This window comes from Microbacterium oryzae (assembly GCF_030406385.1).
Taxonomy (GTDB): Bacteria; Actinomycetota; Actinomycetes; order Actinomycetales; family Microbacteriaceae; genus Microbacterium; species Microbacterium oryzae_A.
Genome location: NZ_JAUEPM010000007.1, coordinates 139198 through 162946 on the forward strand (window position 1 = coordinate 139198; position 23749 = coordinate 162946).

Annotated in this window: 20 protein-coding genes and 1 pseudogene; 6 read left to right on the forward strand and 15 right to left on the reverse strand. The window is 69.2% G+C overall.

Annotation, left to right across the window (positions count from 1 at the left end):
• Positions 1 to 117: 117 nt before the first annotated feature.
• From tsaE to glmS, 4 genes are all read right to left on the reverse strand, one after another.
• The gene (gene tsaE, locus QWJ90_RS11625) at positions 118 to 624 is read right to left on the reverse strand and encodes a tRNA (adenosine(37)-N6)-threonylcarbamoyltransferase complex ATPase subunit type 1 TsaE (protein WP_290108008.1); all 507 of its coding nucleotides are present in this window, start codon (positions 622 to 624) and stop codon (positions 118 to 120) included.
• Positions 621 to 1727 (reverse strand): alanine racemase, encoded by a 1107-nt coding sequence (gene alr / locus QWJ90_RS11630; RefSeq protein ID WP_290108009.1) that lies wholly within the window; start codon positions 1725 to 1727, stop codon positions 621 to 623. The genes tsaE and alr overlap by 4 nt, the downstream gene beginning before the upstream one ends.
• A 17-nt stretch (positions 1728 to 1744) precedes the next feature.
• Positions 1745 to 2164 (reverse strand): holo-ACP synthase, encoded by a 420-nt coding sequence (locus tag QWJ90_RS11635; protein WP_290108010.1) that lies wholly within the window; start codon positions 2162 to 2164, stop codon positions 1745 to 1747.
• A gap of 165 nt (positions 2165 to 2329) precedes the next feature.
• Positions 2330 to 4183, reverse strand: a complete 1854-nt coding sequence (gene glmS / locus QWJ90_RS11640) for a glutamine--fructose-6-phosphate transaminase (isomerizing) (protein WP_290108011.1) — start codon at positions 4181 to 4183, stop codon at positions 2330 to 2332.
• Positions 4184 to 4363: 180 nt separating this feature from the next.
• Between glmS and kdgD the strand changes: the two genes are divergently transcribed.
• Both kdgD and QWJ90_RS11650 read left to right on the forward strand, forming a co-directional pair.
• A complete protein-coding gene (gene kdgD, locus QWJ90_RS11645; protein ID WP_290108012.1) occupies positions 4364 to 5299 on the forward strand; it encodes a 5-dehydro-4-deoxyglucarate dehydratase in 936 nt (311 codons plus the stop codon).
• Positions 5299 to 5900 (forward strand): annotated as a pseudogene (locus tag QWJ90_RS11650) (aldehyde dehydrogenase family protein); the annotation flags it as partial. The gene kdgD and the pseudogene QWJ90_RS11650, both read left to right, overlap by 1 nt.
• Positions 5901 to 6255: 355 nt before the next feature.
• Here the strand turns inward: QWJ90_RS11650 and coaA are convergent.
• Positions 6256 to 7200, reverse strand: a complete 945-nt coding sequence (gene coaA / locus QWJ90_RS11655; protein ID WP_156241978.1) for a type I pantothenate kinase — start codon at positions 7198 to 7200, stop codon at positions 6256 to 6258.
• Between the two features lie 408 nt (positions 7201 to 7608).
• Here coaA and QWJ90_RS11660 point away from each other — a divergent pair, with 408 nt between their 5' ends.
• Positions 7609 to 8538: a Ppx/GppA phosphatase family protein gene (locus tag QWJ90_RS11660; RefSeq protein WP_290108013.1), complete on the forward strand. Its 930-nt coding sequence runs from the start codon at positions 7609 to 7611 to the stop codon at positions 8536 to 8538.
• A 33-nt stretch (positions 8539 to 8571) separates the two neighbouring features.
• Here QWJ90_RS11660 and QWJ90_RS11665 read toward each other — a convergent pair whose 3' ends face one another.
• From QWJ90_RS11665 to QWJ90_RS11710, 10 genes are all read right to left on the reverse strand, one after another.
• Positions 8572 to 10080, reverse strand: coding sequence for a sulfatase family protein (locus QWJ90_RS11665; RefSeq protein WP_290108014.1), 1509 nt, complete (start codon positions 10078 to 10080; stop codon positions 8572 to 8574).
• 41 nt (positions 10081 to 10121) lie between these two features.
• Positions 10122 to 11174, reverse strand: coding sequence for a LacI family DNA-binding transcriptional regulator (locus tag QWJ90_RS11670; RefSeq protein ID WP_290108074.1), 1053 nt, complete (start codon positions 11172 to 11174; stop codon positions 10122 to 10124).
• Positions 11174 to 12598, reverse strand: a complete 1425-nt coding sequence (locus QWJ90_RS11675) for an MFS transporter (protein ID WP_290108015.1) — start codon at positions 12596 to 12598, stop codon at positions 11174 to 11176. Before QWJ90_RS11675 ends, QWJ90_RS11670 begins: the two co-directional genes overlap by 1 nt.
• A 140-nt stretch (positions 12599 to 12738) precedes the next feature.
• Positions 12739 to 14175 carry a sulfatase-like hydrolase/transferase gene (locus QWJ90_RS11680; protein WP_290108016.1) on the reverse strand — a complete coding sequence of 479 codons (1437 nt, stop codon included), beginning with the start codon at positions 14173 to 14175 and terminating at the stop codon, positions 12739 to 12741.
• 72 nt (positions 14176 to 14247) lie between these two features.
• A complete protein-coding gene (locus QWJ90_RS11685) occupies positions 14248 to 15810 on the reverse strand; it encodes an arylsulfatase (protein ID WP_290108017.1) in 1563 nt (520 codons plus the stop codon).
• A 1-nt stretch (position 15811) separates the two neighbouring features.
• Positions 15812 to 16498: a TetR/AcrR family transcriptional regulator gene (locus tag QWJ90_RS11690; RefSeq protein WP_290108018.1), complete on the reverse strand. Its 687-nt coding sequence runs from the start codon at positions 16496 to 16498 to the stop codon at positions 15812 to 15814.
• A gap of 37 nt (positions 16499 to 16535) precedes the next feature.
• Positions 16536 to 18170: an ABC transporter ATP-binding protein gene (locus tag QWJ90_RS11695; protein WP_290108019.1), complete on the reverse strand. Its 1635-nt coding sequence runs from the start codon at positions 18168 to 18170 to the stop codon at positions 16536 to 16538.
• Entirely contained in the window at positions 18167 to 19078 is a 912-nt protein-coding gene (locus QWJ90_RS11700; RefSeq protein ID WP_290108020.1) for an ABC transporter permease, read from the reverse strand. Before QWJ90_RS11700 ends, QWJ90_RS11695 begins: the two co-directional genes overlap by 4 nt.
• A 1-nt stretch (position 19079) precedes the next feature.
• A complete protein-coding gene (locus QWJ90_RS11705; RefSeq protein ID WP_290108021.1) occupies positions 19080 to 20027 on the reverse strand; it encodes an ABC transporter permease in 948 nt (315 codons plus the stop codon).
• Between the two features lie 132 nt (positions 20028 to 20159).
• Positions 20160 to 21620 carry an ABC transporter substrate-binding protein gene (locus QWJ90_RS11710; RefSeq protein ID WP_290108023.1) on the reverse strand — a complete coding sequence of 487 codons (1461 nt, stop codon included), beginning with the start codon at positions 21618 to 21620 and terminating at the stop codon, positions 20160 to 20162.
• A gap of 382 nt (positions 21621 to 22002) precedes the next feature.
• Between QWJ90_RS11710 and QWJ90_RS11715 the strand changes: the two genes are divergently transcribed.
• From QWJ90_RS11715 to QWJ90_RS11725, 3 genes are read left to right on the forward strand one after another with little or no spacing between them, the layout of a single operon-like run.
• Positions 22003 to 22845: a formylglycine-generating enzyme family protein gene (locus QWJ90_RS11715; RefSeq protein WP_436836702.1), complete on the forward strand. Its 843-nt coding sequence runs from the start codon at positions 22003 to 22005 to the stop codon at positions 22843 to 22845.
• Positions 22842 to 23195, forward strand: coding sequence for a YidH family protein (locus tag QWJ90_RS11720; RefSeq protein WP_290108026.1), 354 nt, complete (start codon positions 22842 to 22844; stop codon positions 23193 to 23195). The genes QWJ90_RS11715 and QWJ90_RS11720 overlap by 4 nt, the downstream gene beginning before the upstream one ends.
• Positions 23192 to 23530 (forward strand): DUF202 domain-containing protein, encoded by a 339-nt coding sequence (locus QWJ90_RS11725; protein WP_290108027.1) that lies wholly within the window; start codon positions 23192 to 23194, stop codon positions 23528 to 23530. The genes QWJ90_RS11720 and QWJ90_RS11725 overlap by 4 nt, the downstream gene beginning before the upstream one ends.
• Positions 23531 to 23749 lie beyond the last annotated feature (219 nt).

The following is a 23749-nucleotide window of genomic DNA, read 5'->3' on the forward strand; positions in this document are numbered from 1 at the left end:
TCCGGCGTGTGCGCCCCGGCTGTCCCGCGTCTGCGCCCTCCCGGCGTCGCGGGCTTCGGATCTCCTGCCGAGTGTCTGCGGGACCTGCCGCACCCTCCGCAGCCGCCCGCCCCCGGGCTACGCCGCGGTGCGCCGCTCGATCCGCACGACGCGCGGGGCGTCTTCGTCGAGCTCGGCCGATGCGCGCGACAGGTCGCCGCACATGGTGTCGGAGCCGCGGCCGCCCACGGGCCGGGTGATCTCCACATCCCACCAGACGTCGCGCAGGCCCTCGACCTTGTCGCGGCCCCACTCCATGACGACGACGGAGCCGTCCACGTCGATGTCGAGATCGTCGAGCTCGAGCGCCGACGACAGGCGGTACGCGTCGGCGTGCACGAGCGGCGCTCCCCCGACGAGCGACGGATGCGTGCGCGCGATGACGAACGTGGGGCTCTGGATGGGCCCGCGCACCCCGAGCTTCTCGGCGAGCCCGCGCGTCAGGGTCGTCTTGCCCGCGCCGAGCGGCCCGGTGAGGACGACGAGGTCGCCCGCCTCCAGGTGCGCGCCGAGGCGGCGCCCGAGCTCCTCCATGTCGGATGCGGTGGGCACGTCGTGCGTGCCGAGCAAGTCGTCGGGGATCATCCCGTCACCCTCCGTGCCACACGCGGACCGATGCGCGTGACGATCTCGTAGTTGATGGTGGACGCGGCCTCTGCCCACTCCTCGACCGCGGGTGCGCCCGCGGTCGGATCTCCGAAGAGCACGACCTCGTCACCCACCTCGACGGGCAGGTCGCCCGCCTCGACGACGAACTGGTCCATCGCGATGCGGCCGCAGACGCGCAGGCGCTCTCCGCGGATGGCCACCGGCGCGACGTCCGATGCCTGCCGCGGAATGCCATCCGCATAGCCGAGCGGCACGAGCGCGAGAGTCGTCTCGCATGCCGTCCGGTGCACATATCCGTAGGAGACGCCCTGCCCCTCGGGCACCCGGCGCACCGCAGCGACACGGCCGGTGAGCGTCATGACCGGCCGCAGCCCGAGGTCCGCCGGGGTGGCGTCGTCGAACGGCGACAGCCCGTAGATGCCGAGACCGACGCGCACGGCGTCGAAGCGCGCGGCGGGCAGGCGGATGGCCGCCGCTGTCGCGGCGAGGTGGCGGATGGCCGGGGCCAGGCCCGCCTCGGATGCTCCGGCGAGCGCTCCCTCGAAGACACGCACCTGGTCGAGGTCGTCGGCCTCGCTCGTGCCGGACAGGTGACTGAAGACGCCCTCGACGACGAGTCGCCCACCGCGCTCGAGGCGCGCGGCTTCGGCGAAGGCCTCGGCCCAGTCCGCGGGGGCGAGCCCGTTGCGTCCGAGTCCGGTCTCGACCTTGAGATGCACGCGGGGTGCGCCCATGCCGGCCGTGTCGCCCGCACTGGCGATCGCCTCGAGCTGCGGGAGGCGCGAGACGCCCAGTTCGACGCGGGCTGCTGCCGCGGCGACGAAGTCCTCGTTCGGGTCGTGCAGCCAGGCGATGATCGGCGCGTCGACCCCGGCCGCGCGCAGCGCGAGCGCCTCGGGGATCTCCGCGACGCCGAGCCGGGTCGCACCCCCCTCGAGCGCGGCGCGTGCGGCGGTCTCGGCACCGTGGCCGTACGCGTCGGCCTTCACGACCGCGATGAACTCGCGCGTGCCGGCGAGCTCCCGCAGGTGCCGCACGTTGTGGACGATGGCAGCCCGGTCGATGACGGCCTCGCGCATGGGCGACCCTCCCCCGCTCACAGGACCGGGCCATCCGTCGGGGACGAGACCGGGCCATCCGTCGGGGCGGCACCCGCGCCATCCGGCCCCTCGGCGACGACGTACGCGACGGCGAGGCCGGCGTCGTGGGAGAGGGAGAGGTGCACGGTGGTGACGCCACGGGCGGCGATCGCGTCGGCGGTGGCGCCGGAGAACTCGAAGCGCGGGGCCTCGCGTTCGCCGTTGCGAGCGACTTCGGCCTCGGTCCAGGTGAGGCCCTCGGATCCGCCGAGCGCCTTGATGAGGGCCTCCTTCGCGGCGTAGCGCGCGGCCAGCGACCGCAGCGGCAGCGGCCGTTCGGCGGGCGTGAAGAGACGCTCGCGCAGGCGCGGCGTGCGCGTGAGGGTGCGCTCGAACCGCGCGATGTCGACCACGTCGACGCCGATTCCGACGATCATGCTGCTGCCCTTCTCCGCCCAGACGACATCGTCTCACCGGAAGGACACGCTTTGCCGCGTTCTACGGTGTCGCGTCGGTGAGACGACATCGTCTGGCGGATGGATGCGGACGGACGGGACGCCCTCGCGGGGGCCGAGCGGGGGCGCGCACGCCGCCGCTCGGACTCACTCGACCGTGACGGACTTCGCGAGGTTGCGGGGCTGGTCCACGTCCAGGCCCTTCGCCGTGGCGAGGCCCATCGCGAAGATGTGCAGCGGCACGACCGAGAGCACCGGCTCGAACAGGGGAGCTGCGAGCGGCACGCGCAGCACCTCGTCGGCGAACGGCAGCACCGCAGCGTCGCCCTCCTCCGCCACCGCGATCACGCGAGCGCCGCGCGCGCGGATCTCCTCGATGTTCGAGATGACCTTCGAGTGCAGCGTCCCGCCGTCGCGCGGCGAGGGCACCATGACGAACACCGGCTGACCCGGCTCGATGAGCGCGATCGGGCCGTGCTTCAGCTCGCCGGCGGCGAAGCCCTCCGCGTGGATGTACGACAGCTCCTTGAGCTTCAGCGCACCCTCGAGCGCGATCGGGAAGCCCACGTGACGGCCGAGGAACAGCACCGAGCGGGTGTCGGTCATCCAGTGCGCGAGCTGCTCGATCCGGCCCTGCTCGTTGTCGAGGATCCACTGGATCTTCTCCGGCAGCGCCTCGAGCTCCTCGATCGCCTCCCCCGCGACCTCGGCCGACAGCGCGCCGCGCACCCGCCCGACGTGCAGCGCGAGCAGGTAGAGCGCGGTGATCTGCGCGACGAACGCCTTCGTCGATGCGACCGCGACCTCGGGTCCGGCGTGCGTGTAGACGATCGCATCCGACTCGCGCGGGATGGTCGCACCCTGCGTGTTGCAGATGGAGAGGGTCTTCGCGCCGAGGCGCGCGGCCTCCTTCACGGCCATGAGCGTGTCCATCGTCTCGCCCGACTGGCTGATGGAGACCACCAGCGTGTCCGGGCCGACGATGGCGTCGCGGTAGCGGAACTCGTGCGCGAGCTCGACGTCGACGGGGATGCGCGCCCACTGCTCGAGCGCGTACTTGCCGACGAGGCCCGCGTAGTACGCCGTGCCGCACGCGAGGACGATGACCCGGCTGACGCCCTGGAACAGCTCGTCCATGCCGTCGAGCTCGGGGATGACGATCTGCCCGTCGTGCACGCGGCCCAGCACCGTCTTCGCAACGGCTTCGGGCTCCTCCGCGACCTCCTTGGCCATGAAGCTCGACCAGCCGCCCTTGTCGGCGGCGGCGGCATCCCACGACACCTCGAACGCCTCGACGTCGACGACGTCGCCGTCGAAGTCCGTCACCGTCACACCCTCCGGCGTGATCGCGACGATCTGGTCCTGCCCGATCGCGAGCGCTCGGCGGGTGTGCTCGACGAATGCCGCGACATCCGACCCGAGGAAGTTCTCCCCCTCGCCGAGCCCGATGACGAGCGGCGAGTTCCGGCGCGCGCCGACGACGAGGCCGGGGTGGTCCTCGTGCATCGCCAGCAGCGTGAACGCGCCCTCCAGACGCGCCACCACGGCGCGGAAGGCGGCCTGCAGGTCACCGCCGGCCACCCGGTACTCGCGGCCCAGCAGCACGGCCGCGACCTCGGTGTCGGTCTGGCTGCGGAAGGAGTACCCCTCCGCCTGAAGCTCGGCGCGCAGCGCGGAGAAGTTCTCGATGATGCCGTTGTGGATCACCGCGAGCTTGTCGTCATCCGCGAGGTGCGGGTGCGCGTTCTCGTCCGTCGGACCGCCATGGGTGGCCCAGCGGGTGTGACCGATGCCGGTCGTGCCCGCGGCGAGCGGGGTCTCCTCCAGCGTCTCGCGCAGACGGGCAAGCTTGCCCGCCTTCTTGCGCATGCCGAGCCCGCCATCCCGATCGATGACGGCAATGCCCGCGGAGTCATATCCGCGGTACTCCAGACGGGCGAGGCCCGAGAGGAGGATGTCCTGGCTTTCCCGAGGACCGACGTACCCGACGATTCCGCACATGCGCTCAATCCTAGATCCGGCGAGGGGTTGAGCCCGCCATGAGCGGAAGAGGCGACATCCATGCATTTGATGCATCGGGTCATCCACTTTTCAGCTTGGACACGCGTCGCCGGCCCGACCTAGCGTGGCAGTGATCCGACCGACGCCGGTGTCGCCGGCACTGCCCTCAGGAGCACACTCGTGGCCCAATTCACCCCCGCCGAGCTGACGGCCCATCTCAAGGATGGCCTCCTCTCCTTCCCCGTCACCGCCTTCACCGCTGACCTGCAGTTCGACGAGCGCGCCTACCGCGAGCACGTGGAGTGGCAGTCGAGCTTCGGCGTCGCGGGCCTGTTCGCCGCGGGCGGCACGGGCGAGGGCTTCAGCCTCAGCCCCGCCGAGTCGGCCGCCGTCGTGCGCGCCGCCGTCGAGTCGTCGCGCCCCGAGGTCCCCGTGCTCGCCTCCGCGGGCGGTGCCACCTGGCAGGCCGTCGAGAACGCCCGCGCGGCGGAGGAGGCCGGCGCCGAGGGCCTCCTCGTGCTGCCGCCGTACCTCACCGAGTGCGACCAGCGCGGCCTCGAGGCCCATGTCGACGCCATCGCGTCGGCGACGAAGCTCGCGATCATCGTCTACAACCGCGGCAACGGCATCTACTCCGCGGAGACCGTCGCGCGCCTGGCCGAGAAGCACGAGAACTTCATCGGCTTCAAAGACGCCATCGGCAACATCGAGCACCTCGCCAGGGTCTACAGCCGCAACGGCGACCGCCTCTTCTACCTCGGCGGCCTCCCCACGGCCGAGACGTTCGCGTTGCCGCTGCTGCAGATGGGCCTCAGCACCTACTCCTCGGCGATCTTCAACTTCCTGCCCGAGTTCGCGCTCGAGTTCTACAGCGACGTGCGCGCGCTCGACCGCACCGCGGTCACCGAGAAGCTGACGAACTTCGTGCTGCCCTACCTCGACATCCGCGACCGCGTGCGCGGGTACGGCGTCTCCATCATCAAGGCGGGCCTGCGCGCCGTCGGTCGCGACGCCGGCCCGGTCCGCCCGCCGCTGCAGGACCTCACCGAGCAGGACTTCGCCGACCTCTCGGCACTCATCGAGCGAGCCGGCGTCCGCCAGGCGGCCGCCGTCTGATTCGAAGGGACCTCCTTCCTACGACCGAACTGACCGGCCATTCCTTTATCGCCGGCGAGCGCGTCGTCGGCACCTCCGGCACGACCTACGGCATCAACGCCGAGACCGGCGAGCGCCTCGAGCCCGGCTACTCGCTGCTCGACGTCGACCAGGTGGCCACCGCCACAGCGGCCGCCGCCGAGGCGTTCCCGTCGTTCTCGAGCCTCGAGCCCGAGAAGCACGCCGCGTTCCTCGAGAGCGTCGCCGACCGCATCGATGCTCTGGGCGACGAGCTCATCGAGCGCACCTCCCTCGAGACAGGACTCACGGCCGTCCGCCTTACGGGCGAGCGCACGCGCACGTCGAACCAGCTGCGCCTCTTCGCGAAGGTCGTCCGCCAGGGCGACTTCCGCGGGGTCCGCATCGATCCGGCCATCCCCGACCGCGCCCCCTCCCCCGCGTCGACATCCGGCAGCGGAAGGTCGCGCTCGGCCCGGTCACCGTGTTCGGCGCGTCGAATTTCCCGTTCGCGTTCTCGACCGCCGGCGGCGACACGGCGGCCGCCCTCGCGGCTGGCTGCCCGGTCGTCTTCAAGGCGCACAACGCGCACCCCGCCACGAGCGCCGAAAGCAAGGCCATAACGCGAGTCCGGCACCACCGAACCCCACCGCGCCGGCTTCGATGGTGCGGAACTCGCCGAAAGCAAGGCCATAACGCGAGATCGGCACCACCGAACCCCACGGCGCCGGCTTCGATGGTGCGGAACTCGCCGAAAGCAAGGCCATAACGCTAGTTCGGCACCACCGAACCGCAGGGCGTCGTCTTCAATGGTGCGCAACTCGCGAGAGTTGCATGCGCTCCGCATCGCCAACCCGCTCGCCGCGGCCGCCGCGATGCGGGCGCACCTCATGGCCTCCGCGGCGCGTCGCGCCCGCTGACCTGACCCCGCTCGCCAGTGCGGGCGCTGATCCGACGCCCTACAGCTTCCGCAGCAGCACGCTCTCCACCGCGTGATCGCGGCCCTTGTTCAGCACGAGGGTCGCACGGTGGCGTGTCGGCGCGACATTGTCGATGAGGTTCGGGAGGTTGATGTCGTTCCAGATCCCGCGCGCGGTGCTGATGGCCTCCGCGTCGCTGAGGTGCTGGAACACGTTGAAGTACGACGACGGGTTCGAGAACGCGCCCGCCCGCAGGGCGAGGAAGCGATTCACGAACCACTCCTCGATGTGCGCGGCGTCGGCGTCCACGTAGATCGAGAAGTCGAAGAGGTCGCTCACCGCGACATCGTTCGGCGTGGGCGGCGGCTGCAGCACGTTCAGCCCCTCGATGATGAGCACGTCCGGGCGCCGCACGACCACCTGCGCGTCGGGCATGATGTCGTACTTCATGTGCGAGTAGAACGGTGCGCGCACCTCGTCCGCACCGCTCTTCACGCGCGTGACGAAGTCGACGAGCGCCCGGCGATCGTAGGACTCCGGAAAGCCCTTCCGGTCCATGATCCCGCGCCGCTCGAGCTCCGCGTTCGGGTACAGGAACCCGTCCGTCGTCACGAGCTCGACCCGCGGAGTGTCTGGCCAGCGACTCACGAGCTCGCGCAGCAGGCGGGCGATGGTCGACTTGCCCACGGCGACGGATCCCGCGACGCCGATCACGAACGGCGTGGTCTGGTCCTCCTCCTGCAGGAACGTCGACACCTCCGCGCCGATCCGCCGCACGCCGCTCGCCCAGATGCTCAGCGCGCGGCTCAGCGGAAGGTGCACATCGCGCACCTCGGCGATGTCGAGGCGATCCCCGAGCCCGCGCAGCTGCACGACCTCGGTCTCGGTGAGGGGCTGATCCATGCCCGCGGCCATCCGCGCCCACTCGGCGCGGGGGATCTCGCGATACAGCGAGAGGGAGGCGGGGATGGCAGGCGAACTCACCGCCCCATCGTACCGGCGCGGCTTCGCGGGCCTCGGGTAGCCGGCCGCGGGCGCGGCCGGCTCGGGTCGCCGTCACGAATCTCGGATGGCCGGGGTGCATGTGCGCGTGTCGCTCACCTCAGACGCCACTCGCGCCACCGGCCCGAGATCCGGCACGTATGCGGAGCGCCGTCGGTCGCCGGCCCGTATCGGATCTCGGATGGCCGGGGCTGGCGTGCGCGTGTCGGTCTCAGTTGTCGACACCGGGCCCACCGATCCGAGATCCGGCACGTCTGGTCCGAGATCCGGAACGGGCGGCGTGCACCCGACCCCCGCCAACCCGACCCCGACCATCCGCCCCATAGAACCCCCAAGAGCCCCAGCGCAACCCCCGCGATCACGATTCATCCGCCGCGCTAGCCTTGCCGCGTGCGCCTGGGAGTCCTCGATATCGGATCGAACACCGTCCACCTGCTCGTCGCGAACGCGCATCCGGGCGGTCGCCCGCTCGCGCAGACGAGCGAGAAGTCCGTGCTGCGTCTCATGCGGTATCTCGAGGATGACGGGCGCATCAACGACGACGGCGTGACGGCCATCCTCGAGGCCGTCAAGCGAGCGCGCGAGGTCGCCGAGAAGGAGGGCGTCGACGAGCTGCTCGCGACCGCGACCTCCGCCGTGCGCGAGGCGGCCAACGGGATCGACGTCATCCTGCAGATCGAGGCCGCCCTCGGGCAGCCGCTGCAGGTGCTCGGCGGCGAGCAGGAGGCGCGGTTCACGTTCCTCGCGGTCCGGCGCTGGTTCGGATGGTCCGCGGGGCAGATCCTGCTGTTCGACATCGGCGGCGGGTCGTTCGAGGTCGCGACCGGCAGCGAAGAGCTCCCGGAGCTCGCGGAGTCCGTGCCCCTCGGCGCCGGCCGCATGACCATCGGCTTCCTGCCCGATGACCCGCCCGGCGAGCGCCAGGTCGATCGCCTCCGGGGGCACGCGGCTGCCGCGCTCGCTCCCCTCGCCGAGCGCTTCGCCGCGCAGCCTCGCCCTGATCACGTCGTCGGCTCGTCGAAGACGATCCGCTCGCTCGCGCGTCTGGCCGGTCAGCCGATGAGCGGATGGTCAGGGGCCGAGCGCCTGCTGCTGCGGCGGGATGCGCTCAAGTCGTGGATCCCGCGCCTCGCGAAGATCCCCGCGTCGGCTCGTCAGGAGCTGCCGGGCATCACGGCCGACCGGACGTTCCAGATCACGGCCGGCGCGGTCGTTCTGCACGAGGCGATGGCCGCCCTCGACGTCGAGGAGCTCGAGGTGTCACCGTGGGCGCTCCGCGAGGGTGTCCTGATCCGGTACATCGAAGACCTGGGATGGTAGTCCGGGAGCGGGCAGTGCCCGCTCCCGGCCGCCTCAGCTGGTCGCGTTGATGTTCGCGACGTACTGCTGCACCATCGCGAAGACCTCGGCGTCGTACGGACCCCACTCGGGGCGCGGCGTCTCGGGCCCGCGGTAGGGCTCGTCGGCGTACCGTGCCTGGTACTCGGCGAGCTTCGCCTCCAGCTCGCGGCGCACCTCGGCGTAGGCCGGGTCGTCGATGACGTTGGTCAGCTCCGACGGGTCGGCCGTGAGGTCGTACAGCTCCCACTCCGGGTCGAACACCTCGTCCGACGCACCGGGCACGTCGAGGCCGGCGCCGTAGTAGTGGATGAGCTTGTGCGTCTTCGTGCGGATGCCGTAGTGCGCGGGCGCGTGGTGGATCGGGTCGTCGTGCTCCCAGTAGCGGTAGTACGCCGCGTCCGGCCAATCCTCGACCTCCTCGCCGCGCAGCAGCGGGCGGAAGCTGCGGCCCTGCGACGTCGGCAGCGCCGAGGCGACGTCCACGCCGCACGCGTCGAGGAAGGTCGCGGCGAAGTCGACGTTGGTGATGATGCCCTCGCACTGCGAGCCGGCGGGGATCTCGGCGGGCCAGCGCACGAGCATCGGCATCTGCAGCGACGGGTCGTACATGAGGCGCTTGTCGAACCATCCGTAGTCGCCGAGGAAGAAGCCCTGGTCGGAGGTGTAGACGATGAGCGTGTTCTCGGTCAGCCCCTTCTCCTCGAGGGTGTCGAGGAGGCGGCCGACGTTGTCGTCGATCGACTGGATGCACTGCAGGTAGTCGCGCATGTAGATCTGGTACTTCCAGCTCATGCGCGCGTGGCGGTTCTCGGGTCCGCGCAGGTGCTCCGGCACCTCGGACTTCAGGTCGTCGGCGCCCATGTCGTCGGCGATGGTCATGTGCACGCCCTGCACGGCCTTGCTGCGGGTGAGGCCCTCGTCGAAGAAGGTCTCGGGCTCGGGGATGTTGCCGTCGGCGTAGAGGTGCTTGTGCTTCTCGTCCGGAACCCACGGCCGGTGCGGCGCCTTGTGGTGCACGAGGAGGCAGAAGGGCTCGTCGTCGGAGAGCTCGTCCATCCAGTCGATGGCCATGTCGGTGACGATGTCGGTCGCGTAGCCGGGCACGACGTGCTCGCCGGTCTCGTCGATCATCTTCGGGTCGATGTAGTCGCCCTGACCGGGGAACACCTTCCACGTGTCGAAGCCGCGCGGGGCGGAGACGCCGTGCTCTCCGAGGTGCCACTTGCCGAAGAGCGCCGTGCGGTACCCCTCCCCCTTCAGCACGTCGACGAAGGTCGGCACACGGTAGTCCATCTCGGTCCAGATCGACGAGACGCCGTTGATGTGGCTGTACGTGCCGGTGAGGATCGAGGCGCGCGACGGGCTGCAGATCGAGTTCGTGCAGAACACGGCGTCCATGCGGACGCCCTCCTGCGCGATGCGGTCGATGTGCGGGGTGTGGTTCACCCGGCTGCCGTATGCGGAGATCGCGTGCGCCGCATGGTCGTCGGACATGATGAAGACGATGTTCGTCTTGGTCACGGTTCTGCTTTCTCTAGGGGATGGCGGTGGCTGGTGGCCGGTCAGGGCTCGCGGATGGCCGGGGCCGGGTCGTCGAGGTCCGGCGCGAGCACGAGATGCTCATGCGCGTCTCCCGCGAGCACCTGCATGACGAGCCGCGCGCTCTCGGCGCCCGCGCGCTCGAGCGGCAGGCGCGAATAGAGCAGATGCGGCCAGACGCTTGGCGACAGCGAGCCCGCGGCGAGGGCGGCGACGAGGATGCCGCCCTCGCGCAGGCGGCGGGAGGCCATCGTCGGCTCGACGTCGGCACCCCACGAGCAGAGCACCGCGAGCTCGCGGTCTTCACCGGGAAGCTCCGCGAGTGCGGCGTCGATGCGAGCTCCGAGTTCGGGGCCGTACCGAAGTCCCGCCGCCGGACCGCGCTCGAACTCACGGAGGAGCTCGTCGGTCAGACCGGTCGACACGACCTTCCGCGAGATGCCAGGGCGAGCGGCGATGGCCTTCGCCAGCGCCGCCTCCCGCAGCCGCTCCGCGCGGGAGGACACATCCGGTCGCACGTGCACGACCGAGCGGATGCCGCGGTCGGCGAGCGCCGCGACCATCTCCGCCGCGCCCCGCGCGTAGTCGAAGTCGACGCTGGAATGCCAGGCGTCGCCATCCGGAAGGCCGCAGTCGAGCGCGACCAGCGGCAGGCCATCCCGCTGGGCCGCCTCGAGGATGGTCTCGGGCACCGACTCGTCGTCGTGGCCGACGAAGACGAGTCCGTCGAGGCGGCCGCTGCGGTAGTCGTCGAGGTACGCGTCGCCGGAGGGGTCGGAGACGATCGTGAGGTGCATCCGCTGGGCGGCGAGCGCAGCGCTCGCGCCCTGCACGATCGCGGCGTACCGCGGATTCGTGAGCGGCTTCGTCACGAGCATCCCGACACTCCGGCTCGCGCGTGCCCGGAGGGACTGCGCGACGCTGTTGGGGATGTAGCCGATCTCCTTCGCGATCCGCTTGACGCGGTCGCGCGTGTCCGTCGACAGCGCGATCTTCGACGCGTCGTTCAGAGCGTAGGAGACTGTCGACACCGATACACCGGCGCGACTGGCCACATCCTTCAGCGTCGGGCGCATCACCGGTCTCCGAGCTCCTCGAGCTTGCTGAGCCGACGGCGCTCGAGCACCGCGACATTCTCCACCACGCGGGCGCGCCCCAGGGGGAACGTCAGCAGGATGACCGCGGCGACCGCGTAGAGCACGGCCGGGGCGAGCGTCGAGAACGTGTAGATGCCGTCCACGGTCGAGACGTCCTGCGTGGGCGCGGCCGACTGGAAGCCGATGACGGCGAGCGCGTAGCCGCCGACGCCGCCGGCGACCGCCTGGCCGACCTTGCGCGCCCAGGTGTTGATCGCGTACACGGAGCCATCGTCGCGGTGGCCGCTGCGGACCTCCTCGGCGTCGATGATGTCGCCCACGACCGCCCAGATCAGCAGGTTGTAGAAGCCGATGCCGAAGCCGGCGAGCAGGTTCAGGAGGATGAAGACCCACGGCTGCTGCACGTGCAGGAAGAAGAGCGCGAGGTAGATCGCCGCCGTGCCGAAGAGCGCGACGACGAGCACCTCCTTCTTGCCGAAGCGACCTGCGAGGCGCGCGGCGAACGGCGCGAGGAGGAGTCCGGGCAGGTAGGTCGTCAGCTGCGCGGGCCCCGACATGGCGCCGTTGTTGAAGTGGTAGAGCCACAGGTACGCGGCCATCGTCGCGACGAAGAGGCTCGCGAGCATGATGACGACGTTGGCGACGATGAGCGTGAGCAGCGGGCGGCTGCTGACGAGCTGCCGCAGCAGCGAGCCGAAGCTCCGGGGCTGGGCGACGGGGAGCGCCTGGATGCGCTCACGCACCCCGGCGTAGCAGAGGAAGTAGAACAGCGCCGCGAACACGGAGAAGATGATCGCCGTGACGAAGAACCGCCCCGGCACGACCTGCGAGGTGCCGTCGATCGTCGCGTAGATGAACAGCGGCGGCAGCAGCGAGACCGACAGGCCCGCGATGTTGGCGCCGAGCCCGCGGAAGACCGACAGCGACGCGCGGTTGACCGGCTCGTCGGAGATGACCGAGGCCATCGAGCCGTACGAGATGTTCGTCGTCGTGTAGCAGATCGACCCCCAGAGGAGGTAGGTCACGGCGGCGTACGTGAGCTTGACGCCGTAGTCCCAGTCCGCGACGAACGGCGCGTACATGAGCGCGCTCGCGACCGCCACGGGGATGGCCATGCGCGCGATCCAGACGCGGAAGCGCCCCTGCGGGCTCGGCCGGTGGCGGTCGAGGAAGCGACCCCATCCGACGTCGGTGAACGCGTCGATGAGGCGCGCGGCGAGGAAGAGGGTTCCGACGTGGGCGGGGTTCAGCCCCGCCACGTTGGTGAAGTACACCATCAGATACGCCGAGGCGAAGATGAAGGTGAAGTCGTTGCCGAGGTCGCCGAACATGTAGCCGACGCGGTCGCGCCATCCGAAGGCGCGGGGGGTGACGCGCGGGCGCGCGTCTGTTGCCTGTGTCATCTCTGAAAGAACCTCTCCGTTGAGCGGGCTCCGTCAGAGTACGCACTCAAACGTTTGAGTACAAATCTCAATCGTTTGAGGCGATCCTGCTGGTCGCTCCGCACCACGCTGGGACCCGATCCAACACCTGCCGGCGCTCGTCAGTCCGGACGGCACTCCATCCCGCCCGGCGCGCTGAACTGCGCAAAGACGGCGTCGTCGGACGGCAGAGTGGCCTGCTCGCTCGTCTCATGGGCGACGCTCGTGAGACGCTCTGCGATCTCCTCATAGGCATCCACGCCGATCAGATTGCTGCGTTCCCAGGGGTCGATGACCCGATCGGCGAGGAAGGCGTCGTGGCTCCCCGAGTCGGTGCCCGCACCATCGAGACGGGCCGTGAGGTCGAGCCGGTACCGAGCGGTCCGGACGCAGACTCGCTGCGGCCACCCGGATCCGCCTTGCCCGGTGCCTGCGGCGAGGTTCGGAAAAGCTCGGCTGCCTGCCGCTCCGTAGCCGATGCCGCTGATGAGGTACTCCGGCTCCGGATCGGCGAAGAGATCCCGCCCGCCGATCGATGCGGGAGCTGGCACGCCGGCGGCGGCGAGCAGGGTCCGTGCGACGTCGGCGTTGGATGCGAGGTCCGACCTGCGGATGCCTCCTTGGCCAGTGCCGTGGCCGGACACGATCAGCGGGATGCGCGAGCTCGCGGGGGCGAACGTGTGCTTGCCGTAAGCCCCGTCCTCACCGAGGTGCGCGCCATGGTCGGCGGTGAGCAGGATGGTGACCCGACCGAGCTCCGAGATCTCCTCGATGGCCTGCATGAGCACCCTCACCTGCTCGTCCAGCCAGGCGACGGCGCCGAAGTAGGCAACCTGCGCCCGGCGGAACTCCTCGGGCGACATGGCTGCACCGCGGTTGATCTCCGCGAAGCGTCGCTCGAAACCGCTGTCCGCAGGGTCCTGTCTCGGGGCGGTCGGGAATGGCAACCCCGCATACTTGCTCGCCCATGGCTCGGGCACGATCACCGGCGTGTGCGGCTGCAGGTAGGACGCGCGCACGAGAAGCGGGCCCTCGGCGTCGCGCATGGCAGCGATCGTCCCAGCGGTGATGGCTTCGGGCGGATACGGCCGATCGGAAGGCCAGGTGCCGGCGACGACGAACCCTAGCCCAGGCGTGCGCACGACCGATTCGGCCTCCGCTCCCTCGAGGAGTTCACGCATATCCGAGCCCGCGTGGTCGTCCGCTTGCCACGGGTGCATAGCGGGCGGCACGTGCTCCTTGCCGAAGGATGCCGTCCGCCACCCGGCGTCAGCGAGATGCTCGGTGAACGTGAGGATGCCCCGCTCGAGGGGGTAATCGGGCACGTACGCCTCGTTGCCCCACACTCCCGACTGGTCGGGCCTCAGTCCCGTGGCCATGCTGACGCGGGCCGGCACACATACAGGGGACGCCGTGTACGCATTGTCGAAGAGCACGCCGGAGCGAGCGAGCCGGTCGATGTTGGGCGTGCGGATGGCGGGGTGGGGAGTGCCGTAACAACTCAAGGCGTCAGCGCGCAGCTCATCCGCGAGGATCCACAAGATGAGGTCCCGCGTCATTTCGCATCTCCCGTCGGCCTCCGTGGGCGCGCAGAACAGCTGCCGTGGAGTCTTCGCGCTCCGGTCATCGCGTCACCCTTCCGCTCGCCGCGGCGCGAGGCCGCGAGCGGCGTGATTCGAGAGGACGTCCTGCCACGGGATCACGTCGTGCGCGCTCGCCCAGGACTCGTACTCCGCGACGAGCTCCCGGACGAGGTCGGGGCGCTCAGCAGCGAGGTTCCGCGACTCGATTCGGTCGGTCGCCATGTCGTACAGTTCCCAGTTACCACCCCATTCGCGCACGAGCTTCCAGTCGCCACGACGAACGGCAGCGTTGCCGATGTGCTCCCAGTGCAGAAGACGCTCACCGCCCTCGCCGCTGGGGTTTCGCCAGTGATCGAGGAGGCTTTCACCCTCGGTGTCGGACGGAAGCCCGAGCGCGTCGAGCACCGTGGGCACGATGTCGATGACGTGGCCGGGAGCTCGGCTGATGTCGCCGTTCGCGTTCACACCGCCCGCTGGCCAACTTGCGATGAAGGGGGTGGAGATGCCTCCCTCGTGCACCCAGCGCTTCCACATGCGGAACGGGGCGTTCGATACGGTGGCCCATTGTTCGCCGTAGCTCTGGTAGGTGTCGGCGGCGCCGGGCATGACCTCGGGGTCGTTCCCGACCAGGACAGTCTCGCCGGAGCGCGTCTGCGGCGGGCAGACAAGCTCGTTGAACGCCTTGAGTCCCGGGGGCAGCTCCTCGGCACACCCTCCGTTGTCCGAGAAGAAGAGCACGAGCGTGTCTTCCTCGACGCTGCTGTCGGCGAGCGCGTCCAGGATCCGGCCGACGCCCCGATCGAGCGCCTCAACCTGAGCGGCGTAGACGGCCATCCGCTCGACCTGCCACTCCCGGTGATCCTCCGGCCACTCGGGCAGTGCTGTCGAGTCCGGCAACGCGGCGGCGCCGGGAATGATGCCGATCTCTTCAAGCCGCCGCAGTCGGTCTTCGCGTGCCCGCGCCCAGCCCCCCGTGAACCGCTCTCGGTACTTCGCGATGTCCTGCTCCGCGGCATGAAGAGGCCAGTGGGGTGCCGTGTACGTCAGGCAGAGCAGAAAGGGATCCTGCTGCGCCGCGTGCCGACGGACGAAATCGACGCCGCTGGCGGTGATGTCGTCGGTGAGGTAGAAGCTCTCGGGCAAGGCCGTGTCCGGGACCTGCTGCTCGTTCTGCATGAGCGGTGGGCGGTAATAGCTGGTCGCGCCAGGCAGGATGCCACGGAACTCGTCGAACCCGCGCCGCGTCGGCCACGTGTCGCTCGGCTCTCGCATCTCACTCGCTAGGTGCCACTTGCCGAAGATCCCCGTGGCGTAGCCCTCATTCTTGAGCCTCTCAGCCAGGGTCGGGACCTCCGTGCTGAGTGAGCCGGGATAGCCGTTCGGGCGGTCGTCGGCGGTGAGCACGCCGATACCGACGGAGTGTGGGTGGTGGCCCGTTAGCAGAGCGGCACGCGAGGGTGAGCAGCGGGGCGTGACATAGTACGAGGTCATGCGCACACCTCGTGCGGCGAGGCGCTCGAGCGAGGGGGTGTCGATCTCACCGCCGAAGGGGCCGATGTCGGAGAACCCGAGGTCGTCGGCGAGGATGATGATGACATTGGGGCGGGTCATGTCAGGCCTTTCGCGGGGAGGGGCCAGCAGCCGGTGCAGGAACATGGTCGGCTGCGTGCATGTAGGGCTTGAGGAAATCGAGGAAGAGAGCGACGGACCCACCACGGTCGAACGACCGGGGGTCGAAGACCCATTGGGCACCCAATCCGTGAGACAGCGCGAGCATCCAGCGCGCCAATGTCTCGGCGTCGATCCCTTGCGGCAACCTGGACTCATCGATCGCCTCCGACATCCACCGGGTGAACATCTCGACGAGATTCTCGTTCCGGCGCTGGAACCAGGCGTGCCCGGGGTGGTCGTGAGCCGTGCTCTCGGCCGCGAGGATCACGAACAGCTGCACGAGCTCCGGATGCCGATCGTTCTCGGCGAGCATCTCGACATACGCTTCCAGGGGCGTCGCCCCGGCCGCTTCCAGGATGTCGCGTGCCGCGGCGTTCTGCTCATCGCGCTCCTGCAGGACGGCGATGAGCAGGGCGGCTTTCGTGGGAAAGTAGTGCAGAATCCCGGCCTGCGTGATACCGACCTCGCGCGCGATGTCGGCGAGGCTGACCGAGTGGAAGCCGCCGCGCGCGAACAGGCTCATCGCCGTGGTGAGAATCTCCTTCCGACGCTCCTCCCCGCGCGGCCGGGCGGTGACGCCCGGCCTGCTCCGACGTTGCACTTCCGTCGGTCTGCGCGCCTCGGTCATGTCGTCCCCGTGGATCGCTGTCGAGTAAGTGCGAGGGTCATGCCATCGCCTTGTCCAGGTCGGGGGTCGCCGCCAACAGTGTGCGGGTGTACTCGTGCTGTGGGTCGCCGTAGACCTCTGCGGTCGTGCCAGTCTCCACGATCTTCCCCTTTCGCATCACGGCGACCCGGTGGCTGATCTCGCGCACCACGGCGAGGTCGTGGGAGATGAAGAGGTACGCGAGACCGTATTCGTCCTGAAGTTCTCGCAGCAGATCCAGGATCTGAGCCTGGATGGAGACGTCCAGCGCCGAAACGGGCTCGTCGAGGATCAGCAGTTGGGGGTCGGAGGCGAGTGCGCGGGCGATGCCGATGCGCTGCCGCTGACCCCCCGAGAACGCCCACGGGTAACGGTCGAAGTGTTCGGGGCCGAGGCTGACCCGGTTGAGCAGCTCGATGCTGCGCGCGCGAATGTCGCGGCGGGGAACGCCTGCGATGCTCAGCGCTTCCTCCAGCGACTGCCCTGCTGTCCGCCGGGGGTTGAGGGAGGAGTAGGGATCCTGGAACACGTACTGGACTGCGCGCGTCACGGCACGCTCCTCCTCGGCGTCGATGTGCGCGATGTCCTTCCCATGGACGAGGATCTTCCCCTCCGCCGGCCGGTTGATGCCGACGATGGTGCGCGAGAGCGTGGACTTCCCGCACCCGGACTCGCCCACGAGGGCGAGAGTCTCGCCGGCCGCAACGTGCAGAGACACCCCATCGACGGCATAGAACGGCGCGGGGGCACGGAACAGGCTCCGGCGCTGCGTGTTCACGTTCACCCGCAGTCCCTGCAACTCGAGCACCGGCGCAGCCTTCGCGGTCGGCTGATCGTTTCGGAGCGGCGAATCCATCTTCGGGATCGCCGACATCAGTCCGATCGTGTAAGGCTCCCGCGGCGAGCGCAGCACCTGGCGGACGGGGCCGCGCTCGACGATGCCCCCCTTGTACATCACGACGACGTCGTCGCAGAGCTCGGCGACGACCCCCATGTCGTGCGTGATGAACACGATCGCGATACCGAGATCGTCCCGCAGGCGCCGGAGCAGGTCGAGGATCTGGGCCTGGATCGTCACGTCGAGCGCGGTCGTCGGCTCGTCCGCGATCAGCACGGCCGGATCGTTGGCCAGCGCGATCGCGATCACCACGCGTTGCCGCATGCCGCCGGAGAACTGGTGCGGGAATTTCTCCGCCGCCTCCTCCGGGTTGGGGATACCCACCTTCTCCAACAGCTCGATCGCCCGCCGCGCCGCGGCGTCGCGCTCGACGCCGTGAATTCGCATCGCCTCGGTGATCTGGTCCTTGATGCGCATGACGGGATTCAGCGCGGCCTGCGGGTCTTGGAAGATCATGGCGATCTCCTTGCCGCGCACGTCGAGCATGTCCTTCTCGCCGAGCGCGAGGACGTCACGGCCATGCAGCTCGATCCGGCCGCCGGCGACACGGCCAGGGTGACGCAGCATCCGCATCAGCGCTTTGGAGGTCACCGATTTGCCCGAGCCCGATTCGCCGACGATACCGAGGATCTGGCCGGGAGCGAGGTCGAAGCTGACGCCGTCGACCGCCTTGAGCGGACCGTCGGGCAGGTCGAAGGTGACCTGAAGGTCTTCCACGCGCAGCACCGGTGCTGGCGAGGTGGTGTCACGGATCATTTGCGGTTTACCGTTCCGTTGAGAGCGTCGGAAATGAGGCTGAACGACATCGACAGCAGGATGAGGAACAGCGTGGGGCCGATGATGTACATCGGAGCCTGCTCGATGAAGCGGATCCCCACGTTCAGCAGCGAGCCGAGCGAGGGCTCCGGCGGCTGGATACCGAGGCCGATGATGCTCAGACCCGCTTCGATGAAGATGGCGACGACGACGAAGATGGCTCCGTTGACGAGCACCGGGTCGACCGCGTTGGGCAGGATGTGGCGGACCAGGATCGTTCCCTTGCCGACGCCGAGCGTGCGTGCTGCGGTCACGTATTCGCGCTGAGACTGCTCGAGCAGCGCGGCGCGAGCCTGACGAGCGAACAACGGCAGGCCGCTCACGGCGATCGCCACGACCAGCGCGGGCCAGCCGGGACCCATGATCAGCACGATGCAGACGCCCAGGACAACGCCGGGAAATCCGAGGATGATATCCATCACGCGCTGCACGAACGTGCCCGCGATTCGAGAGAGCGCACCGACCAGACCGAGCGCGGTGCCGACGACCAGGCTGATGGGCACCGCAACCACGATGATCGACAGGTCCATGCGAAGGCCGAAAGCCGTGCGGATGAAGATGTCCCGTCCGAGTTCGTCAGTCCCGAACAAGTGCGAGCCGCTCGGCCCTTGGAAGGAATCGCCGCTCTGCTGGTCGTACCCACCGGGATACAGGATCGGCGCGAGAACGGCGAGCAACACCAACGCGAGCAAGATGACGAGGCCGACCAATCCGCGCGGGGTGCGGAAGGCGGCGAGGTAGCGACGCATGGTGGCGTTCGGAGTCAGCCCGCGCTGCTGACGCTGCGCCGTGCTCACGACCTGAGTGGACGGCACGGTGACGTTCGTCGTGGGATCGGGGTTCGGCATGTCAAGCGTCCAATCTGACTCGAGGGTCAAGGGCAGCCAGGATGACCTCCGTGACGAGCTGGGACACGACCGCGATGAGCACGGCGCCCATGACCAGCACCTGGACGAGCTGGTAGTCGCGGGAGTTGACTGCCTGCACGGCCAGCTGCCCGAGACCACTGCGGGCGAAGATCGCCTCGATGATGATCGCGCCTCCGAACAGCTCGCCGATTCGAAGTCCGATGGCGACCACCGCCGCGCCCAGACTGGTGCGCAGCACGTGGCGATAGGTGATGCGCCGGGGGGACGCGCCCTTGGCGCGGGCGAGATCCACGAACTCCTCGCCACGAGTGGTGAGCATCGTGGTCTGCAGGAGCCGCGCGATACCCGGCGCCATGGCAAGGCCCAGGGCCAGAGCAGGCAACAGGAGGTACTGAATGCCGATGCCGAAGTTCTCGGTGAGTGGTACTTCGCCACTCACCGGCAGCAGCCGCCAGGTGACCCCGAAGAGCACGATGAGCAGCAGTCCCACGAGGAAGGCCGGGGTCGCGATCAGCAGCGTGTTCACCGCGTCCGCGGCGATACGCGACGCACGGGACTGCGAGGATCCGCCGAGGATCCCCAGTGCCAGGCCGATGATGATCATGAACACGGCTGCGAGCAGTGCGAGCGAGACCGTGCTCTCGAGTCGGCTCCCGATGAGTTCGGCGACTGAGCGGTTGAAGATGTACGACACGCCCAACTCGCCGCGGAACAGGCCGCCGAGCCAGGTGAAGTACTGTGCGATCAGCGGCTGATCGAGCCCCAGGGTCGCACGGATCGCCTCGACCTGGACGGGCGTCGCCTCTGGGCCTGCGATCGTCTGCGCCGGGTCTCCGGGGGCGAAACGGGGCAACAGGAAAGCGATCACAGAGGTCGCCGCGAGAACCAGCAGGATCGAGGGAATTTTGCTGAGCAGGAAGCGGACCATCAGCGCGCCCCTCCTCGATATGTGAGCGGGGCTCGCGGCACGGCCGCTCGCCGCAGGCAGTGATTGTTCATGGAGATCCTTGAGGATGGGGCGGCTTCCCCCGCTGCGTGAGCAGAGGAAGCCACCGAGCTGCTACTCGTCGATGAAGGCGGTACCGGCGTAGAGGTACCCACGAGCGGTGTACGACGCGTCGTGCACATCCACGGACTCGACCATCTGCCCGACCACCATGACGACGACGCTGGTGAACGCCTCCTCGAGGATGTACTCGCTGAGCGCGTGCAGAGCGTCTTCGTAGTCGTCATCGGTCGCGGTCGTGAGAGCGTCGCGCAACTCGACGTACTCCTCCGGCCAGAACTTCGACGGGTTGCCCTCGCGCAGCGAGGGCAGCACGTTGAGGAGTGTGGCCGGGCCCAGACCATTCGTGCCGTGCAGGGGCAGGAACGACTGCCCTAGTTCGCCCGCGACCTGATTCTGGTCCCAGGTCGTCGGGTCCTGCACCGTGATGGTCGGCTTGAGCCCGACCTCCTCGAGGTTGTTCCGCACGATTTCGGCGAGGCTGGTGTTCGAAGGCAGCCCGATCACGGTGACCTCGACGGAGGCCCCTACGGCGCCCGCCTCCTCGAGGAGCTGCTTGGCCTTCTCCGGGTCGTAGCTGTACCACTCGGCGAGGTCCTCGGGGTAGCCCGGCGCGCTCGGCTCCCAGAAGAGGTCGACGGGGCGGGCGGCGTCCCCGAACACCTGCGACGCGATGCGCTCGCGGTCGATGGCGTACTGGACGGCCTGGCGGGCCTCCTTCTTGTCGAAAGGCGCCTGCGTCGTGTTGACGCCGAACGGGTAGGCCGAGCTCACGGTGTCGACGATGTTGTACGCGCTGTTCGACGCCAGTGACTGGACGTCGATCGGGTTCATCGCCATCGCGATGTCGGTGCGGTCGCTGCGCACCGCATTGAGCATCGCGGTGCTGTCGCTGATGATCGCGACCTCGATGCCGTCGAGGTGCGGCTTCTCTCCCCAGTAGTCGTCATACCGAGCCAGCTTGGCTTCGGATCCCGGAGACCAGCTCTCGAAGGTGAACGGACCCGTGCCGATGAGCTGCGACCCGTCGGCAACCCCGGCGAATGTCTCCGGGTCGACGATGTACGCGTACTCGAAGAGGTCGAACACCGTCGGCGTCGGGGCGGAGAAGTTGATCGTGAGCGTGGTCGGGCTCGTCACGTCGATGGATTCGAAGGTGCGGGCGATGAACCCGACCTGCGAATTGTTCTGCGGGTCCGCCGCGGCTTCGATCGAGAACTTGACGTCATCGGCAGTCATCGTCCTGCCCGAGTGGAAGGTGACGTCGTCGCGGAGGGTGATGTCGATGCTCATGCTGTCATCCGCGACGGTCCACTCCGTGGCCAGCAACGGCTGGGGCTGCATGTCCGCGTCGTATTTCGTGAGCGTCTCGTACACGTTGGATGCCCACGCGGCGTTGCCGGCGCGGCCGGCCAGCAGGTTGGCAGGCTGCAGATCACCGCTCTGCGCGATGGCAAGGGTGCCTCCCTCGACCGGGGTCGCGGTCTCGGTGGCGGCGGAGTCTTCCTGTTGCACCGCCGATTGGCATCCCGTCAGTGCGAGCGACAGTACGGCGATCCCGGTGACGGCCGCGGTAGCGAACTTGTGTCGCGCCTTATTCAACATCGTTGTGAACTCCTCATTGAGCGGACTGGCTGTGGAGAAACCTAGCGAGCGCTTAGTTAGTTTGCAAGACCCACTTCGCCCGTGAGAAACAGGCCGTCAGGGAGTGGACGAGGGTCCTTCGAAGCAGCTGTCCCTCGCCGCGGGATACCGTGGAGACGTGACTGATGACAGTGCAGGATGCGGCTGCGGATGCGGGACCCCGGGCCGGAGCGCCTTCGTGCAGCTTGGAACGCGTCCCGTGGAGCCGACTACTCCCCCGCGAGCCGGGCGCCACACGATCGAGCAGGCGCACGTGCCCGCGGGCACCTTCACGATGGGCGACTCGTCTGGTGACCGCAATCCTCAGGACGGCGAGACGCCCCTGCACCCGGTGACCCTGAGCGCATTCGACATCGACGCGACCTCCGTCACGAACGCCGACTTCGCGAAGTTCGTCGACGATACCGGCTACCGCACCGAGGCGGAGACGTTCGGCTTCTCGGCCGTGTTCCACCTCGCCGTCGCCGCTCCCGAGGAGGACATCGTCGGCCAGCCGCCCGGCACCCCCTGGTGGTTCGGCGTCAAGAACGCCGACTGGCGCCACCCCGGCGGATCGCGATCCGACCTCGACGGCCTCTCCGACCATCCGGTCGTGCACATCAGCTGGAACGACGCGGTCACGTACTGCGCGTGGGCCGGGCGGCGCCTCCCCACCGAGGCCGAGTGGGAGTACGCCGCGCGCGGTGGCATCGCCGACGCCAAGTACCCGTGGGGCGACGCCGAGGTCGACGAGGGCGGATGGCGCGCCAACATCTGGCAGGGGACGTTCCCTCGCGAGAACACCCTCGACGACGGATGGCTGACCACGGCTCCGGTCCGCTCGTTCGAGCCGAATGGCTACGGCCTGTGGCAGCCGGTCGGCAACGTGTGGGAGTGGTGCCAGGACTGGTTCGACCCCCGCACCTACCAGCGCGGCGCTGTCACCGCCCCGACGGGACCCGAGCGCGGCCAGGTGCGCGTGCTGCGCGGCGGCAGCTACCTCTGCCACATCTCGTACTGCAACCGGTACCGCAACTCCGCACGCTCGCAGAACACCCCCGACTCGTCGATGGGCAACGCGGGCTTCCGCACGGTCGCCCTGGAGGCCACGGCATGAATCGATTCCCCCAGCGGGTCTACCGCCACGGCGACGAGCCCGACCCGCGCTTCAGCCTCGCCAACGAGCGGACGTTCCTCGCCTGGCTGCGCACGGCGCTCGCCATGTACGCCGGGGCGTTCGCGCTCGAGGCGCTCGCCCTCCCCGAGGCGACGGCGTGGCGTCTGGCGGCGGCCGGCGTCTTCCTCATCCTCGGAACGCTCGCGGCCATCCAGGCCTGGATCGGCTGGTCGCAGACCGAGAAGGCGCTGCGCAACAACAAACCGCTGCCGGGTCTCGGCGTGGGCGGGGTGCTCGTCGTCGGCGTGATCGTCGCCGTCGCGCTCGTCACCGTCGGGATGTTCGTGTGAGCGAGACCGTCTTCGACCCGGGCCTGCAGCCCGAGCGGACGCTCCTCGCCTGGCGGCGCACCTGCCTGTCGTTCGGCCTCGGCAGCCTCGTCGCGATGCGCTTCACGGCCGAGGTCGCCGGGATCTTCGCCGTGCTGGTCGGCCTCATCGGCGCGGGTCTCGCCGTTGCCGCGTACTTCGCCGCTGCCGTCGGGTACCAGCGCGCGAATGCGTCGCTCAACCGCACCGGCTCGCTCGAGCACGGCGCGTGGCCGATGGCGCTCGCGACCGCCGCCGCCCTGGTGCTGGGCGCTGCGTGCGCCGCCTATCTCGTGCTGAGCGCGCTCCGCGGCTGATTCGCCGCACCCAACCCGGGCGTTGAGCGAGCAAGCGAGACGAAACGCCGCGACCCGCCCTCGAAAACGGCCGCCGCGTTTCGTCTGCGCTCGCCGTCCGAGGTGGCGACGCAGCCTACCCCGGACGTTGAGCGAGCGAAGCGAGACGAAACGCCGCGACCCGTTCTCGACAACGGCTCACCGCGTTTCGTCTGCGCTCGCTGGCGCTCGCTCCGCTCA

Excerpts from the sequence above, each read along its gene's own strand:
- QWJ90_RS11700 (WP_290108020.1), bottom strand. The coding sequence starts at position 19,078 with ATGCCGAACCCCGATCCCACGACGAACGTCACCGTGCCGTCCACTCAG.
- QWJ90_RS11635 (WP_290108010.1), bottom strand. The coding sequence starts at position 2,164 with ATGATCGTCGGAATCGGCGTCGACGTGGTCGACATCGCGCGGTTCGAG.
- QWJ90_RS11685 (WP_290108017.1), bottom strand. The coding sequence starts at position 15,810 with ATGACCCGCCCCAATGTCATCATCATCCTCGCCGACGACCTCGGGTTC.
- QWJ90_RS11680 (WP_290108016.1), bottom strand. The coding sequence starts at position 14,175 with ATGACGCGGGACCTCATCTTGTGGATCCTCGCGGATGAGCTGCGCGCT.
- QWJ90_RS11705 (WP_290108021.1), bottom strand. The coding sequence starts at position 20,027 with ATGGTCCGCTTCCTGCTCAGCAAAATTCCCTCGATCCTGCTGGTTCTC.
- tsaE (WP_290108008.1), bottom strand. The coding sequence starts at position 624 with ATGATCCCCGACGACTTGCTCGGCACGCACGACGTGCCCACCGCATCC.
- QWJ90_RS11695 (WP_290108019.1), bottom strand. The coding sequence starts at position 18,170 with ATGATCCGTGACACCACCTCGCCAGCACCGGTGCTGCGCGTGGAAGAC.
- alr (WP_290108009.1), bottom strand. The coding sequence starts at position 1,727 with ATGCGCGAGGCCGTCATCGACCGGGCTGCCATCGTCCACAACGTGCGG.
- QWJ90_RS11690 (WP_290108018.1), bottom strand. The coding sequence starts at position 16,498 with ATGACCGAGGCGCGCAGACCGACGGAAGTGCAACGTCGGAGCAGGCCG.
- QWJ90_RS11670 (WP_290108074.1), bottom strand. The coding sequence starts at position 11,174 with ATGCGCCCGACGCTGAAGGATGTGGCCAGTCGCGCCGGTGTATCGGTG.
- QWJ90_RS11720 (WP_290108026.1), top strand. The coding sequence starts at position 22,842 with ATGAATCGATTCCCCCAGCGGGTCTACCGCCACGGCGACGAGCCCGAC.
- QWJ90_RS11675 (WP_290108015.1), bottom strand. The coding sequence starts at position 12,598 with ATGACACAGGCAACAGACGCGCGCCCGCGCGTCACCCCCCGCGCCTTC.
- glmS (WP_290108011.1), bottom strand. The coding sequence starts at position 4,183 with ATGTGCGGAATCGTCGGGTACGTCGGTCCTCGGGAAAGCCAGGACATC.